This window comes from Thermophilibacter sp. (assembly GCF_966187215.1).
On record NZ_CBIFYV010000022.1, the window covers coordinates 1 to 13,042 of the forward strand.

The 13,042-nt window shown below is 65.2% G+C and carries 12 protein-coding genes, 1 pseudogene and 1 CRISPR repeat array; of the genes and pseudogenes, 5 read left to right on the forward strand and 8 right to left on the reverse strand.

Features of this window, described 5'->3' with window-relative positions; genetic code table 11:
* Positions 1 to 9 precede the first annotated feature (9 nt).
* The 4 genes from ACWTSU_RS02230 to galE all read right to left on the reverse strand — a co-directional run bounded on the left by ACWTSU_RS02230 (position 10) and on the right by galE (position 4,580).
* Positions 10 to 1,266, reverse strand: coding sequence for an AlbA family DNA-binding domain-containing protein (locus ACWTSU_RS02230; RefSeq protein WP_455138248.1), 1,257 nt, complete (start codon positions 1,264 to 1,266; stop codon positions 10 to 12).
* 240 nt (positions 1,267 to 1,506) lie between these two features.
* Positions 1,507 to 2,424: a peptidoglycan-binding domain-containing protein gene (locus ACWTSU_RS02235; protein WP_455138249.1), complete on the reverse strand. Its 918-nt coding sequence runs from the start codon at positions 2,422 to 2,424 to the stop codon at positions 1,507 to 1,509.
* 30 nt (positions 2,425 to 2,454) lie between these two features.
* A complete protein-coding gene (locus tag ACWTSU_RS02240; protein ID WP_455138250.1) occupies positions 2,455 to 3,501 on the reverse strand; it encodes a polyprenyl synthetase family protein in 1,047 nt (348 codons plus the stop codon).
* Positions 3,502 to 3,524: 23 nt separating this feature from the next.
* Entirely contained in the window at positions 3,525 to 4,580 is a 1,056-nt protein-coding gene (galE, locus tag ACWTSU_RS02245) for a UDP-glucose 4-epimerase GalE (RefSeq protein ID WP_455138251.1), read from the reverse strand.
* Between the two features lie 182 nt (positions 4,581 to 4,762).
* Here galE and ACWTSU_RS02250 point away from each other — a divergent pair, with 182 nt between their 5' ends.
* The 3 genes from ACWTSU_RS02250 to cas2 all read left to right on the forward strand — a co-directional run bounded on the left by ACWTSU_RS02250 (position 4,763) and on the right by cas2 (position 7,260).
* On the forward strand, positions 4,763 to 5,296 hold the full coding sequence (locus tag ACWTSU_RS02250) for a hypothetical protein (RefSeq protein ID WP_455138252.1): 534 nt from the start codon (positions 4,763 to 4,765) through the stop codon (positions 5,294 to 5,296).
* A 19-nt stretch (positions 5,297 to 5,315) separates the two neighbouring features.
* Positions 5,316 to 5,747: a CRISPR direct-repeat array (repeat unit 36 nt; unit sequence GTCTTGCCGGCCTTCCAATTCCCCAGTTGGTACAAT).
* A gap of 286 nt (positions 5,748 to 6,033) precedes the next feature.
* On the forward strand, positions 6,034 to 6,927 hold the full coding sequence (gene cas1 / locus ACWTSU_RS02255) for a type II CRISPR-associated endonuclease Cas1 (RefSeq protein ID WP_455138253.1): 894 nt from the start codon (positions 6,034 to 6,036) through the stop codon (positions 6,925 to 6,927).
* A 9-nt stretch (positions 6,928 to 6,936) separates the two neighbouring features.
* Positions 6,937 to 7,260, forward strand: coding sequence for a CRISPR-associated endonuclease Cas2 (gene cas2, locus ACWTSU_RS02260; protein ID WP_455138254.1), 324 nt, complete (start codon positions 6,937 to 6,939; stop codon positions 7,258 to 7,260).
* 14 nt (positions 7,261 to 7,274) lie between these two features.
* Here cas2 and cas9 read toward each other — a convergent pair.
* Both cas9 and ACWTSU_RS02270 read right to left on the reverse strand, forming a co-directional pair.
* Positions 7,275 to 8,681, reverse strand: a pseudogene (cas9, locus tag ACWTSU_RS02265) (type II CRISPR RNA-guided endonuclease Cas9); the annotation flags it as partial.
* 24 nt (positions 8,682 to 8,705) lie between these two features.
* The gene (locus tag ACWTSU_RS02270) at positions 8,706 to 9,980 is read right to left on the reverse strand and encodes an ISL3 family transposase (RefSeq protein ID WP_455138255.1); all 1,275 of its coding nucleotides are present in this window, start codon (positions 9,978 to 9,980) and stop codon (positions 8,706 to 8,708) included.
* 360 nt (positions 9,981 to 10,340) lie between these two features.
* On the opposite strand from ACWTSU_RS02270, the gene ACWTSU_RS02275 reads away from it, so the two are divergent.
* Positions 10,341 to 11,048 (forward strand): metallophosphoesterase family protein, encoded by a 708-nt coding sequence (locus ACWTSU_RS02275; protein ID WP_455138256.1) that lies wholly within the window; start codon positions 10,341 to 10,343, stop codon positions 11,046 to 11,048.
* Between the two features lie 98 nt (positions 11,049 to 11,146).
* Positions 11,147 to 11,515 (forward strand): YccF domain-containing protein, encoded by a 369-nt coding sequence (locus tag ACWTSU_RS02280; RefSeq protein WP_455138257.1) that lies wholly within the window; start codon positions 11,147 to 11,149, stop codon positions 11,513 to 11,515.
* A 633-nt stretch (positions 11,516 to 12,148) separates the two neighbouring features.
* Here ACWTSU_RS02280 and brnA read toward each other — a convergent pair.
* Together brnA and ACWTSU_RS02290 are read right to left on the reverse strand one after the other, a co-directional pair.
* Positions 12,149 to 12,412 (reverse strand): type II toxin-antitoxin system BrnA family antitoxin, encoded by a 264-nt coding sequence (brnA, locus tag ACWTSU_RS02285; RefSeq protein ID WP_455138258.1) that lies wholly within the window; start codon positions 12,410 to 12,412, stop codon positions 12,149 to 12,151.
* The gene (locus ACWTSU_RS02290; RefSeq protein WP_455138259.1) at positions 12,405 to 12,686 is read right to left on the reverse strand and encodes a BrnT family toxin; all 282 of its coding nucleotides are present in this window, start codon (positions 12,684 to 12,686) and stop codon (positions 12,405 to 12,407) included. The genes brnA and ACWTSU_RS02290 overlap by 8 nt, the downstream gene beginning before the upstream one ends.
* Positions 12,687 to 13,042 lie beyond the last annotated feature (356 nt).

Sequence of the window (13,042 nt, forward strand, 5' to 3'; positions counted from 1 at the left end):
CACGCCCTGTCAACCGTGCGTGGTACTGAGCAGCGCGTCCACGAGCTCGTTGTCGCGCGGGTCGCGCGAGCCCAGGGGCAGCCCGCACGCCTCGAAGAAGTGGCTGCCCGCGAACTGGCGCGCGCGGAACGAGTCGTGCGCGCCGTCGTCGAGGTAGCGCACGCGGCTGCGGCAGTCGGTGGTCCCGCAGCTGAGCACGCCGCGGTCGCGCACGTAGTCGAGGTAGACCTCCTGGTCGCTCCAGAGCACGACGCCGGCCATGTTCTCGAGCTCGTAGGCCACGGCGTACTCGCGCCAGCCGATGCCCCGCTCGCGCACGTAGCCGTCGAGCAGCGCCGCCATGCGGGAGACGCGCCGCAGGGTGGCGCGGGCGTCGATCAGGCGCGTCTCGTCCACCGCGAAGCGCCCCATCGAGCGCATCCGCGCCAGGGCCTTCTCGCGCGCGTCGGGGCCGAGAAGGACGGCGGGGACCGTGAGCTTCATCGACTCGTCGCCAAAGAGCTCCAGCGCAGAGCGGGCGTCGTGCGGGCCCGCGGGCAGGTCGGCGCGCAGGATGAGGGAGTCGTGCGCGTGCTGGACGTGGCAGCTGACGCCGCGTCGCCCGAAGGCCGCGCCCATCGCCCCCACGTGGGTCGCCACCTCCTCGCGCGAGGGGGCCTCGTCGCGTGCGCCGCCCATGCGATAGAGGTAGAGGTCGAAGAGGGGGAGCGGACCCCCGTCCGCCCCTCGGTCGGGGTAGAAGACGGTGCGGTTGCAGAACGCCGCGATCTCGCGCCGACGCCCGGTGGCCTTGCCGTAGAGCTCCACCATCGCGGCGCCCGTGGCGGGCCCGGAGGTCGATCCCTCGCGGATCTCGACGACGCCGTCGGCGATGTAGGGCGGGAAGTCCCCCTCCTCGACGCGCACGATGACCACGCCCTGGCGCTCGTCGGCGGGATCGGCGAGGAAGCGCACGTCAAAGGGCGGCGCCGGGGAGACGTGCCGGCGGCAGAGCTCGCCGATGATCTGCCCGAAGTCGGCCTGGGGGCGGGGGACGGGGCGCACGGAGTGGTCGTCGTCGGAGACGCCGATCACGAGCCATCCGCCGCGCGAGTTGGCGAAGGAGGCGACGATCTTGGGGATCTTGCGCCGCACCGAGGGGGTGTAGGCGACCTTGAACTCGAGGACGAAGCCCTCGTCGTAGTCGCGGAGCTGGGCGAGGTCGTCCCACGTCACCTCGGCGAGGCCCTTGGGGGCGCCGCCGGCGTCTCGAAACGGGCTGAACATGGCGGCTCCTAACGGTCAGCGGCGGGTCCTTCTCGACCTTTATGTCCCCCTTCTCGTCGAGTGCGCGCAATTCCGACCGAGTTTTCAAAACGAGTTTGATTTTCATACCGCTCACCTGCGGATACACCACCGCTCACAGCAAAGTGAGCCAGATAAAACTCCGAATAGCGCGCACTCGATACAAGCGAGGGCAGGCGAGAAGGACGCGAAGGCCAGCGAGAAGGACGCGCCGGTCCGGTCCTACAGCTCCAGGCGGTCGAAGGCGGCGCAGATCGCGTCGAGCAGGAGCACGGCGAAGGTCTGCGCGTCGCCCGTGGTGAAGGGCGACGCGCCCACGGGCAGCTCGATGCGCACGGCGCGCGGCTCGGTGCCGGAGCTCTGGATGGCGGTGCGCAGCCGCAGGGGCAGCGAGTCGATGTCGTCGAGCTCGAGGTTGCCCATGCCGGTGGCGACGTTGTCGGGGAGGCGCTCGGTAGAGAGCACGATGAGCACGCGCGTGCCGGCGCTGGTGGCAGAAGGCGAGTCCACGAGCTCGAGGGCGCAGTCCTCCACGGTGGCGTGCGCGAGGTTCCAGATGCGGCCGGCCACGTTGCGCGAGATGGGGTCGTCGGCGGTGATGGCGAGCCCCGCGTCCTCGAGCACGCTCGCGGCGCGAGCGAAGCCCATCGAGCCCTGCGGGTGCGGGCCGTCGGCGGGCTTGCCGGCCCAGACGTGGCGCAGGCGCTCGATGGCGTCGAAGGTGTCGGGGAAGGCCATGCCGTCAGCGAGCGCGCCGGTGCTCTCCTGGAAGAGCTTGACGGCCGCCTCGGTGTGGACGCCGTAGACGCCGTCCACCTCTCCGCACGAGAAGCCGAGCACGTTGAGGCGCTCCTGCAGCTGGCGGACGTCGTTGCCGTGGAAGTTGGGGAGGCGCAGGTAGAGCGTGCGGTCGCCGAGCTGGTAGCCCTCGTCCACGAGCACCGACCACGTGGCGGCGTCGACCTCGTCGCCGAGCGGGAGGCCGTGGTCGAGCCTGAAGCGCGCCACGGCGGTGGCCGTCGAGCGGCCGAAGGCGTGCTCCTCGACCTCGCTTTCGTCTATCGCGTATCCGAGCGAGCCAAGCCGCTCCTGGATGTCCTCGACGGCGGCTCCCGCCGCGCCCTCGCGAATAGCTTCCATCTTTCCCCCGTCTCGCGGCGTCCGCCGGCCCTAGCCGGCGCGCTCCACGAAGAAGTCTGCCATAGAGGCGAGCAGCTCGCCGGCCTCAACCGTAATCTGACCGTCGCGCGCGAGCTCCCGCGCGCCGCCGCGGGCCTGCCGGGCGCGCTCGGCCGCGAGCTGGCGGCAGCGCTCGATGCCGCCGCCGCGCTCGATGAGCTCCACGGCCCGAGCGAGCTCTGCGGCATCGGTGGTTCGGCTGCCGAGCAGCCCCACGAGCTCCGCGCGGTCCGCCTCGCCGAGGTGCGCGAGCGCCCAGACCACTGCGAGCGTGCGCTTGCCCTCGGTGACGTCGGAGCGCAGGTCCTTGCCCTGGGCCTCGGCGTCACCCACGAGGTTGAGCAGGTCGTCCTGGAGCTGGAAGGCCACGCCCGCGGCGAGGCCCACCTCCTCGAGCCCGCTCGCGGCCTCCTCGGTGCCGCCGCCCACGAGCGCGCCCACGCGCAGCGGCACGGCTGCCGAGTACCACGCGGTCTTGCTCGTCACCATGTAGAGGTAGTCGTCCGGCGTGAGGTCCCAGCGCGCGTCGCGCACCCAGCCCAGGTCGAGTGCCTGGCCCTCGAGGGTGTGGCGCTCCATGCGGATGACCTCGCCGATTGCGCGCAGGCGCCGCCCGTCGTCCAGTGCGTCGTCGGCGAGAAGAGCCTCGACCACCTGGGTGAGCGCCAGGTCGCCGGCGTTTATCGCCAGGCCCGTGCCGATGGTGCGGTGCAGGCAGGGCTCACCGCGGCGCAGCTCGCCCTCGTCGGCGATGTCGTCGTGGACGAGGGCCGCGCTCTGGAAGAGCTCCACGGCCACGGCGCACGAGAGGGCGTCCTCGGCGCGGCCGCCCACGGCCTCGGCGCCGAGCAGGGCGAGCACGGGCCGCACGCGCTTGCCGCCCGAGGCGGTGAAGCGCGCGATGGGGTCGTAGAGGTAGCGGTCGAGGTCGGACGCCGCGCGCGCGTCATCCGTGAGCGGACGGGCGGCGGCGCGCTCGAGCGCGGCCTCCACGAGGGGCAGCCGCGCGCGCAGGTAGTCGACGAAGCTCGTGGTCATTCCTTCTCGGCCCTTCTCGGCGTCTAGCCCTCGTAGCCGTTGGGGTTGTGGGACTGCCAGTTCCAGGAGTCGCGGCACATGTCGTCGATGTCGTACTTGGCCTCCCAGCCCATCTCGCGCTTGGCCTTGGAGCAGTCGGCGTAGTTGGCCGTGACGTCGCCGGCACGGCGCGGCTCGATGACGTAAGGGATTTCGTGGCCGCAGGCCTTGGAGAACGCCGCGATGATCTGGAGCACCGAGGTGCCCGTGCCGGTGCCGAGGTTGAAGATCTCCACGCCGGTGCGGCCGTTCATCCACGCGAGCGCGGCGGCGTGGCCGGAGGCCAGGTCGCAGACGTGGATGTAGTCGCGCACGCCGGTGCCGTCGGGCGTGTCGTAGTCGTTGCCGAAGACGTGGACGGCGTCGCGCTTGCCGATGGCGGTCTGCGCGACGTAGGGCACCAGGTTGTTGGGGATGCCCTTGGGGTCCTCGCCCATGAGTCCCGAGGGGTGGGCGCCGATCGGGTTGAAGTAGCGCAGCAGCACGACGTTCCACTCCGGGTCGGCGGTGTGGAGGTCGGTGAGGATCTGCTCGATCATCCACTTGGTCCAGCCGTAGGGGTTGGTGGCCGGCTTCTTGGGGCTCTCCTCGGTGAGCGGGAGGCTGTCCGGGTCGCCGTAGACGGTGGCCGAGCTGGAGAAGATGATGGACTTGCAGCCGTGCTCGCGCATGACGTCCACGAGCGTGAGCGTGTTGCCGAGGTTGTTGGAGTAGTACTCGATGGGCTTGGTCACGGACTCGCCCACGGCCTTGAAGCCGGCGAAGTGGATCACGCGGTCGATGCGGTGCGCGTCGAAGATCTTGGTGAGGGCCGCGCGGTCGTTGACGTCGGCCTCGTAGAAGGTGAGGTTGGCCGCGGCGTCGTCGCCGACGATGGTCTTGATGCGGTCCACGACCTTGGCGGAGGCGTTGGAGAGGTCGTCCACGATGACGACCTGGTAGCCGTTCTGGAGGAGCTCGACCACGGTGTGGCTGCCGATGAAGCCGGCGCCGCCGGTGACGAGTACGCAGGTGTCCTTGGGCTCGATCTTCTCGCTCATGAGGGGTCCCTTCCCTTTGGCAGGCGCCCGGGATGGGCGCCGCGTGCCGGTAGTGTGAGCCATCCCTTAGTATACGGCCCGCGCGGGCGGGTCGCGAGGGCAGGCGCCGTTTCCGTGTTTTGGGCGTGCGGCGCCCGAGGGTCGGCGACAATGGCGGGGACGGGGACGCGGACGGAGGGCTCGTGGGCGAGAGGGACGACATGCGCGGGCGGCTGCTCGCGGCGCTGGACGCGCGCGGGCTTCTCGCCCCCGACGGCGTCACCACCGTCTACGGCCAGCCCGCGTGGCGTCCCGTCCCGGTCGGCCGCGCGCCGCAGGGCCTCATGGACGCGGGCGCGCTGCAGCGACGGCTGGTGGCGTGCGCCGCCGGGACCGCCGCGATGGGCGCCGACCAGTGCGCGGCGTGGGTCGAGCGCGCGTTCTCCAGGCTGGGCGTGGGCTACGTGAGCGGTGACGCGCGCGGGCTCTACGAGGGGTTCTGCCATCTTGACGACACGGGTGACCTGCTCGTGGGCATGATCTGCGCCGTGGGGCGCGCGCCCTACGGCCCCGGCGGCTGGGACCACGGACACGTGGGCATCTACGTGGGCGACGGCGAGGTCATGGACTGCGTGGACGCCCGCGTGCGCCGCGCGCCCCTCGAGCTGTGGCTCTCCTCGTACGGCGTGGCGAGCGCGCCGCGTTGGGGCTGGCTCGGCGGCATCGGCCTTGCGTGAGGGCGCGGGCGACCGCTCCATCTTGGCGATCTTCCAATTTCCCAGTTGGTACAATCACCTGATAGGCGATGTCCTTCTTGTCCTGGTCTTGCTGGCCTTCCAATTCCCCAGTTGGTACAATGCAGGGCGACCCCGACAACCGCGTCCACGTGTCTTACCGGCCTTCCAATTCCCCAGTTGGTACAATTGCGCTGCTTGCTCTTGGTGTCGTGGTCTAGTCTTGCCGGCCTTCCAATTCCCCAGTTGGTACAATCTCAGACCCAGAGGAGGCATCCGAGTACTAGTCTTGCCGGCCTTCCAATTCCCCAGTTGGTACAATGCAGTGCCGGTTGACCTCTTCCAACCGCCTGTCTTGCCGGCCTTCCAATTCCCCAGTTGGTACAATCGGCTACGCGCCCTCAACGGTTGTAATCCAGTCTTGCCGGCCTTCCAATTCCCCAGTTGGTACAATACCAAGGCCGAGAAAGCCCCTGTAACCAGGGGCTTTCTCGGCCTTATGCATTGAAAAACTAGTTGACCAGGGTTGTCGAAGAGGCATCCGCCCACCAATTTCTGAAAACCGTCTACGGAAAAAAGGATCGCCCACCGATGTCCAGAGCATCGGTGGGCTTACCTTGCGGGTAATCACGGAAACGTGATTCCCTTGTCTAGCCGTTGATTCCTTCCAACTCCCCAGTTGATACAAATCCTAAGACTAGACGCATTCAGTATAGCGAATACTGGGGAGTGGTGCGCTCGTGCCAAAGAGGACAATCTGTATACAGAACCCCGCGTCACTGGCGGTGAAGTCTGGCTCCCTTTCAATCAGCCAGGACGGCAAACAAAAAGGCCTGATTCCGCTAGAGGACATTTGGGTGGTAATCGTTGAATCACATCAAGTGCGCATAACTGCAGCAGCTTTGTCTCGCCTTGTAGATGCCGGGATTGGCGTTATGTTCTGCGGTGATGACCATATGCCCAACGGGCTGCTTCTCCCCATTGGAGCCCATTCTCGTCATGCAGCAATCGTTGATGATCAACTTGCAATATCTAAGCCACTGAAAAAGCGTTTGTGGCAGAGAATCGTGAGAGCAAAGATTGGCAATCAAGGCAAGGTCCTTGACCTTCTTGGTGTTGATGGCTCCGTCGTGAGGAACATTGCTAAAGACGTCTTGTCTGGAGATACATCAAACAGAGAGTCCGTTGCAGCGAGTGCGTATTTTAAGCGCTTGCTTCCTCGGGGCGGTCGAAGGGCGGGTCCGTATAGCCCGGCACTTGACTATGGTTATACCGTGCTTCGCGCAGGCATCGGCAGAACAGCAGTAAGCGGGGGCTGGCTGGTGTCGCGTGGGATTCATCACGCGAACAATCTCAATGCGTTCAATTTAGTCGATGACCTCATCGAGCCCTTTAGGCCGGTCGTTGATTTGCTCGTTGTTCAGAAGAGACTAGGCGGAAAGCTGACCCCTGAAGTAAAGCGCAAGCTTGCATCGGTTTTTGAGATCGTCGTGAGCACTCCGATGGGTCTGGTCTCCGTACAAGCGGCTATTGAGGAAGAACTGCATTCATTGAAGGCTGCGGTTAAGCAGAGAGACGCTGCTCTGCTTGAGTTACCCAGCGTCATTCCTTTGGGGAGGACGTTCATAGAGTGAGGAGCTCTGATGAGAGTTATGAGGATGCTTGTATTGTTTGATCTTCCGACTGGCAGCAAGAAGGAGCGTAGGTCGTATGCCGAGTTTCGGAAATTTCTCATCAAAGATGGCTATCACATGGAACAGTTCAGCGTCTACTCGCGCGTTCTCCTCTCAAGGGAAGGCGCCGACGCGCATCTGAGGCGACTTAAGGAGAACCTGCCGCATGCCGGAGCAGTGACTGTCCTCACGCTTACCGAAAAGCAGTATGAATCTCGCGAGGTCCTTGTTGACACGCGGACCTCGCGAGATAGGTGTGTAGACCCTGGAGCACAGATGACTCTTGCGTTTTAGCGGGTGCTCGATCATTAGACCGGCCGTATTGTTGACGAATCCGAATCAAACACAAAGTGTTCGTAGCAGTGACCTAAGCAATCCTCGTGCAGCACGGAAACCGAGGTATTGGAATCCCAGGCATTGGGGGTGACTGGATATCCTGGTCCAACCCACTCTTCTCCGAGGATGTTTCGTATCGCAAGACGACATGCGCTGATGTTGATCGACCAGTACCTTCCAATATGCCCGTCGACAACGAGTACATCTCCTCTGAAGAGCACAATGGGTTTGGATTCGAGTGCTGAAGCGGGGACAGGCTCCCAGTTCACGCGAGCGACATGAATCTTGCAGGCTCGTGGGACATATGTGCCATTTCTGATTGCTGGGATGTCGGCATAGTACACGGGTTCTGCATACCACTTGCCCATGGCTCCTTTATGACCCTTCGCAGACTTGTCCAGCCAAAGCCTTAGGAAGGCCATCCCATCGATGAGCCTGGCGGATCCGTCAGGATAGCCGACAACGTTACCTTTCTTAGCGGTCTTGCCATTTGCACGGACAAGGGGATATCTGCCCTTATCATTGGTGAAGCCGTCCAAGTGATAGAGCGTATCCTCGAAGACGCGTCCCGTGACGCCATGGTTGACCATGCGCGTGGGAATGATGCGCTCTCTGTAGGCGATGACGTCTTCAGCAAACGTTGGCCAGGGTTGGGTGTCGGCAAGACGGTTTTGGCGAAGGTGCTTGAATGTCTCCCGTCCCTTCGAGCTTGCCTCGGCAACTTTTTTCACCGTGCTATCGGAACAAGCGGCAATGATAGCCGCATCTACCGCGTGATGGCGGTCGTCAGAGCGGTCCTTGCTGCCGTGTTCGCCGAAGTTGAGACCCCATACCCAGCGGAGATTGCCGGTAGCGCCACCGGCCACAGCGCTCACGTGTCTTTTTCGTCCGTCTTCAGGGAAGATGAGCGAGTCTTCGAGATAGTTCTTTACGGCGACGGACATGTAGCGGTCATCATTGAGATTTCTGTTGATGAACTCCTGCTCTGCGCCTTTGTCTAGATTGGTATTAAGGAGGCGGCTTAGCTTGCGCCGGTCCTTGACTAGCTCGTAAGTGTGGGCTTTGAATTCTTCCCAGTTGGGAGCGCCCGGCTCACCTGAGGTCATCCATTCGTAGGGGGTGCGCTCACGCTTATTCTGATTGCTTTTGGCTAGGACGAGCACCTTGTTCGAGCGGCTGTCGTCGCAGGTCCGCGAATAGGGGAGAACATGATCAATCTCACAGTAGCGGTCGTCTCGTACGAGACGCTCTAGATCTATGGCCTCTCCAGTGTAGGGATCCTTCTCACCTTGTTCCTCGCGAAGAGATAACTTGTGGACGATACGTCCCTTCACTTCTTCGGGAGCTATTCCGAGAATCTCTCCAGCAATCTGGGACCACTTTTTGTTGGCTCTTCGAGGTTTCTAGTGGGTAGCACGCGCTGACGCCAGCTGGGCCGAGAAGTCCAGCCTCCCCAGCCTGAGGAATATCATCGTGGTGAAGTAGCCGACGTTCCTGAACCCCCTGGACGCCCTCTTGAGCGACTGGACGACCGAGTTCACGCCCTCCAGGAAGCCGTTCGAGGACCTCGCGGAGAACCAGTTGAGGACGCCCTCCCGCTCGCCGCGTATCGTCCGCGCCGCCGCCTTCATCAGGGGCACGTTGGAGTGCATGATCCAGGAGATGGCCCGGTCGAGCTCGGCGGCGGCCTCCTCCCTGGTCCCGCACGAGTAGACCGCGCGCACCGCCTCCACCATCGCGCACGCCCGGGCGGTGAGCAGGTGCTCGGAGGCGAGCGAGGCCCTCCTCTCCGCCTGCCGCGCGGTGAGGTTCTCGGGGCGCTTGAGCCAGACGTACTTGGTCCCCCTGAGCAGGCGCCGCTTCTCCTCGCAGCTCTTCGCCTCGGCGTTCCTGGTCCTGTCGAGGGCCCGGGTGAGGAGCTGCATGACGTGGAAGCGGTCCACGGTCTGGGCGGCGCCCGGCATGGCGTCGGCGCAGCCCAGCGAGTAGGCGCTCGCCATGTCGCGCGTCACCTCGGTGACCGCGGACCTGTCGCCGCCCCGCGCCTCGAGCTGGTCGCAGAGCCTGCCGGGCGCGCCGCGGTCCCTGCCCTCGGTGACCGCGACCACGCGCCGGCCGTCGACGTCGGCCATCACGGATATGTAGCGCTGGCCGCGGGCGCGCGCCGTGTCGTCGATGCCGACCCTCGTCACGCCCGAGTAGTCGGCGCCCGCCCTCGCCTCGCCGACCGCGCGGCCGAGCATGGCCCAGACGCGCGAGTCGGACTCGCGCACCTGCCCCGATATCGCCGTCACGGTCATCCCGGACATCGCCATCAGGAGGACCTGCGCCTCGAAGAGGGCGGTGAAGTGGGAGTTCGGGCGCACCTCCCAGGGCATGCGGACGGTCCTGGGGCCGTGCTCTGGGCAGTCGGCGCGGGGCACCCGGCAGTGCACGACGGTGCGGAACTGCCAGATGTCGAGGTGGCGCCAGGTGCGCTCGCGCGCGTCGTAGACGCCGCAGCGCGCCCCGCACACCGGGCACGCCACGGCGGCTCCGGGCGCCCTGCCCACGCGGATGTGCAGCTCCTCGTCGCCGGACTCGGGCGACTCGAACCAGACGTCCTCGACCCGCCACTCGGGCCCCAGGCCCATCGAGTGCTCGAAGAGCCTCGCCAGCATCCCAGCCCGAGCATCCATTTGGGCACCTCCCGCCGTCCGTCGGTGAGATGGTACCGCCGGGCGGCGTCGGGGTCACGGTCGCGCCGATGTGCTACCCACCAAAAGTTCCGAAGAGCCCTTTTTTGTCGGGGTCGGGTCCGCGGCGGCGTACGGTCCCGCCGGTTACGTGCAGTCCAGCCGGTTACGTACACACTTTCAGACTTGATAACGCCGCGCTTAGCGAGAAACCCCAGCTCAGCGCCTCGTCCTTCTCGTCACTAGATTTGAAACTGTGTACGTAACCGTGCCGACTGTACGTACCCGATGCTCCTGTACGTAACCCATGCGCGGCGGCTCCTGTCGTATCCTCGTGTGAGACGAGACGAACGAGGAGGAAGCGTGTCGGTCTGGGTCACCGGGGACGTGCACGGCGGTATCGACATCGGCAAGCTCTCGGGGTGCAACTGGCCCGAGGGGCGGGACCTCACGCGCGATGACCTGATGATCGTCTGCGGCGACCTCGGCATGCCGTGGGACGGCTCCAACCGCGAGCGCCACTGGCTTGACTGGCTCTGCGCGCGGCCGTGGACCACGCTGTTCGTGGACGGCAACCACGAGTGCTTCCCGTATCTGGCGGACCTGCCCGTGAGCGAGCGCTGGGGCGGGCGCGTGCAGGTCTACCCCGAGTGGCCGCGCATCGTCCATCTCATGCGCGGGGAGGTCTACGACCTGGGCGGCCTGCGCGTCTTTGCGATGGGCGGCGCGTCGAGTCACGACCGGGAGTGGCGCGTGGAGGGTTGGAGCTGGTTTCCCGAGGAGCTGCCGAGCCCCGATGAGCTGGAGCGCGGCGAGAGGAACCTGGACGCGGCGGGTTGGGACGCGGACGTGGTGGTCTCGCACTGCTGCTCGAGCCGCATGCTGCCCGCGGCGCTCGGCGCGGCGGGCGTGGTCGGCGGACGCGAGGGGCGCGACCGCCTCAACGAGTGGTTTGACACACTGGAGGATCGTCTGAGCTTCCGGCAGTGGTACTTCGGCCACTACCATGCAGACGCGCAGCTCGACGAGCGGCACCGTCTGCTGTACCGGGACGTCGTGCGGGTGGGGTAGGGTGCGGGCGAGCGGCGCGCCGAGCGTTGCTCAGCGCTAGGGCATCCCACTTGAGTGGGTACACTCCTCACATCTGATTCGTCTGACGAAGGGCAACTATGGGCTGCATGAGCGTGCTGTTCAATCTGATCTGGATCCTCACGGGCGGCTGGGTGACGGCGCTCGGGTTTCTCATCTTGGGCGTGATCTGCCACATCACGATCGTGGGGATTCCCATTGGCCGACAGGCCTTCAAGATGGCGAGCCTGACCCTGGCGCCGTTCGGCAAGCAGATCGTCTACGGCGGCGGGGCGCCGTCGGTGGCGGCGAACGTGGTCTGGCTGATCCTGGGCGGCTGGTGGTCCGCACTGTGCTACCTGGCCGAGGGCGCGCTCTACTGCGTGACCATCGTCGGGATTCCGTTTGGCCTGCAGCTCTTCAAGATGGCCAAGCTGACCCTGTGGCCCTTCGGTGCCGAGGTGCGGTAGGGGGACGCTGCTTGCGGGCGCTCCGCTTCGTTGTGGTGAGGAGCCGGCTATAACGGATTTATTCAAATCAGATTTGGGGTCCCTTGGGCCGGTCACAGTGCCGGGTATTCGAAAGGAGGCTCGCCATGAGTGAGCCAGAGCATGAGGGCGAGCTTACCGAACGGGATTTTGACGAGCCCACGCCGCTCATCAAGCTCTCGGATGTGGATGGCGAGACCCTGCGGAACAAGTAGCGGCTCTATGAGCGCACCCGGGGCGAGTGGGCAGCAAGTTCGGAGCGCGTGCGCGACATTCGGCTGGCGCTCGCCGTGGTGGGCGGACGGGTGGTGGAGGTCTACCGTGTGGCGGGATGGTTCCGTTCGGCGGAGACCATGCACGTTGACCCGGATTTCAGCCCAGCCCCCGGCCGTGTTGAGTTCGTTGGCAACCTAGCCTCCCGGGATCTTCGCGATCGCTACAGGGGACGAGCGGCCCACGATCTCTTCTCAGAGCGAAATCCCATTCGATACATCAAGTCGCAACTTAGTAAGTTATGACTTGATGATGAGTGGCTACCTTCGCCATCGACGAGTATCGCTATCTTGTCGAGAGCTATCACGCAGTGCCGATGGGCGGGCGGTGCCAGGGGAGGGGCTACGACGTCGCCCTTCTGGCGCGGCGATCATCCTCGTCGTTGAGGCGCTCCGCAAGCCATATCTTCACGAGCGACTGGCGCGTGACACCGTACTCACTCGCGTAGGCGTCGAGGCGTGCCACCATCGGCGCGCTCATGTCGACGCTCACCCGCCGCTGCGGCTGCCGGGGGCGCTCGAAGGTCATCTCGTCGGCGTAGGGGAGCACCTCCCCGCCGGCGTCGAACAGCTCGTCGATCTGCTGGCTTGTGGGTCGGTCAGCCATGGTATCGCCTCACTTCTGCCTTGGTCGCGCGTCGCGCAGAGATGATGCGGGTGAGTTCGGGGTTGACCCCGCGGTACGTGACGATTGCGGAGAGGTAGCGTCCCCGAGCGACACGTCCGACCACGAGCCACCGGTCCTCGGGCTCGTGCGCGACCTTGACGCGATAGTAGTTCGGATCGAGCCAGATACGCGTTGCCTCATGAAAGCTCACTCCGTGTTTGGCGAGGTTCGCCTCCGCCTTGTTCTGATCCCACTCGAATCCGGATGATCTCATAATACTCTTTCTGAGCAGTTATAGATTAGAAACCGTGCTGTATTCACTAATATCCGTAAGCCATGAAGTCGGCGCCAAAACTATTTCGCTGTCTGCTGGTTGGCCGACATGTGAATGATTGCCCAGTTCAGAGCTGGCGAGAGGGGCGGGCGGGTGTCGCGAGATGGCCTTGGAACCTCCCTTCGCTGGGCTGCGCGACGCCTCGGGGTTGCAGACTGCGGGCGCGGTGGCAGAAAAGGGCCGAAGTGAGCGGCCAAACCCGGCCGGATGGACGCGTCCCGAATTTTGGTGTAGGCGGCGACTCGGCCGGCGCCCGGAGGGGCGCGGCCGTTCCCTAGAATCGCAGTCACCACAAC

What these genes read in the sequence shown, in the direction of transcription:
- brnA (WP_455138258.1), bottom strand. Translation starts at nt 12,412, where the DNA reads ATGGCTGACCGACCCACAAGCCAGCAGATCGACGAGCTGTTCGACGCC.
- ACWTSU_RS02240 (WP_455138250.1), bottom strand. Translation starts at nt 3,501, where the DNA reads ATGACCACGAGCTTCGTCGACTACCTGCGCGCGCGGCTGCCCCTCGTG.
- ACWTSU_RS02235 (WP_455138249.1), bottom strand. Translation starts at nt 2,424, where the DNA reads ATGGAAGCTATTCGCGAGGGCGCGGCGGGAGCCGCCGTCGAGGACATC.
- ACWTSU_RS02290 (WP_455138259.1), bottom strand. Translation starts at nt 12,686, where the DNA reads ATGAGATCATCCGGATTCGAGTGGGATCAGAACAAGGCGGAGGCGAAC.
- ACWTSU_RS02270 (WP_455138255.1), bottom strand. Translation starts at nt 9,980, where the DNA reads ATGGATGCTCGGGCTGGGATGCTGGCGAGGCTCTTCGAGCACTCGATG.
- ACWTSU_RS02230 (WP_455138248.1), bottom strand. Translation starts at nt 1,266, where the DNA reads ATGTTCAGCCCGTTTCGAGACGCCGGCGGCGCCCCCAAGGGCCTCGCC.
- galE (WP_455138251.1), bottom strand. Translation starts at nt 4,580, where the DNA reads ATGAGCGAGAAGATCGAGCCCAAGGACACCTGCGTACTCGTCACCGGC.
- cas2 (WP_455138254.1), top strand. Translation starts at nt 6,937, where the DNA reads ATGAGAGTTATGAGGATGCTTGTATTGTTTGATCTTCCGACTGGCAGC.
- ACWTSU_RS02280 (WP_455138257.1), top strand. Translation starts at nt 11,147, where the DNA reads ATGGGCTGCATGAGCGTGCTGTTCAATCTGATCTGGATCCTCACGGGC.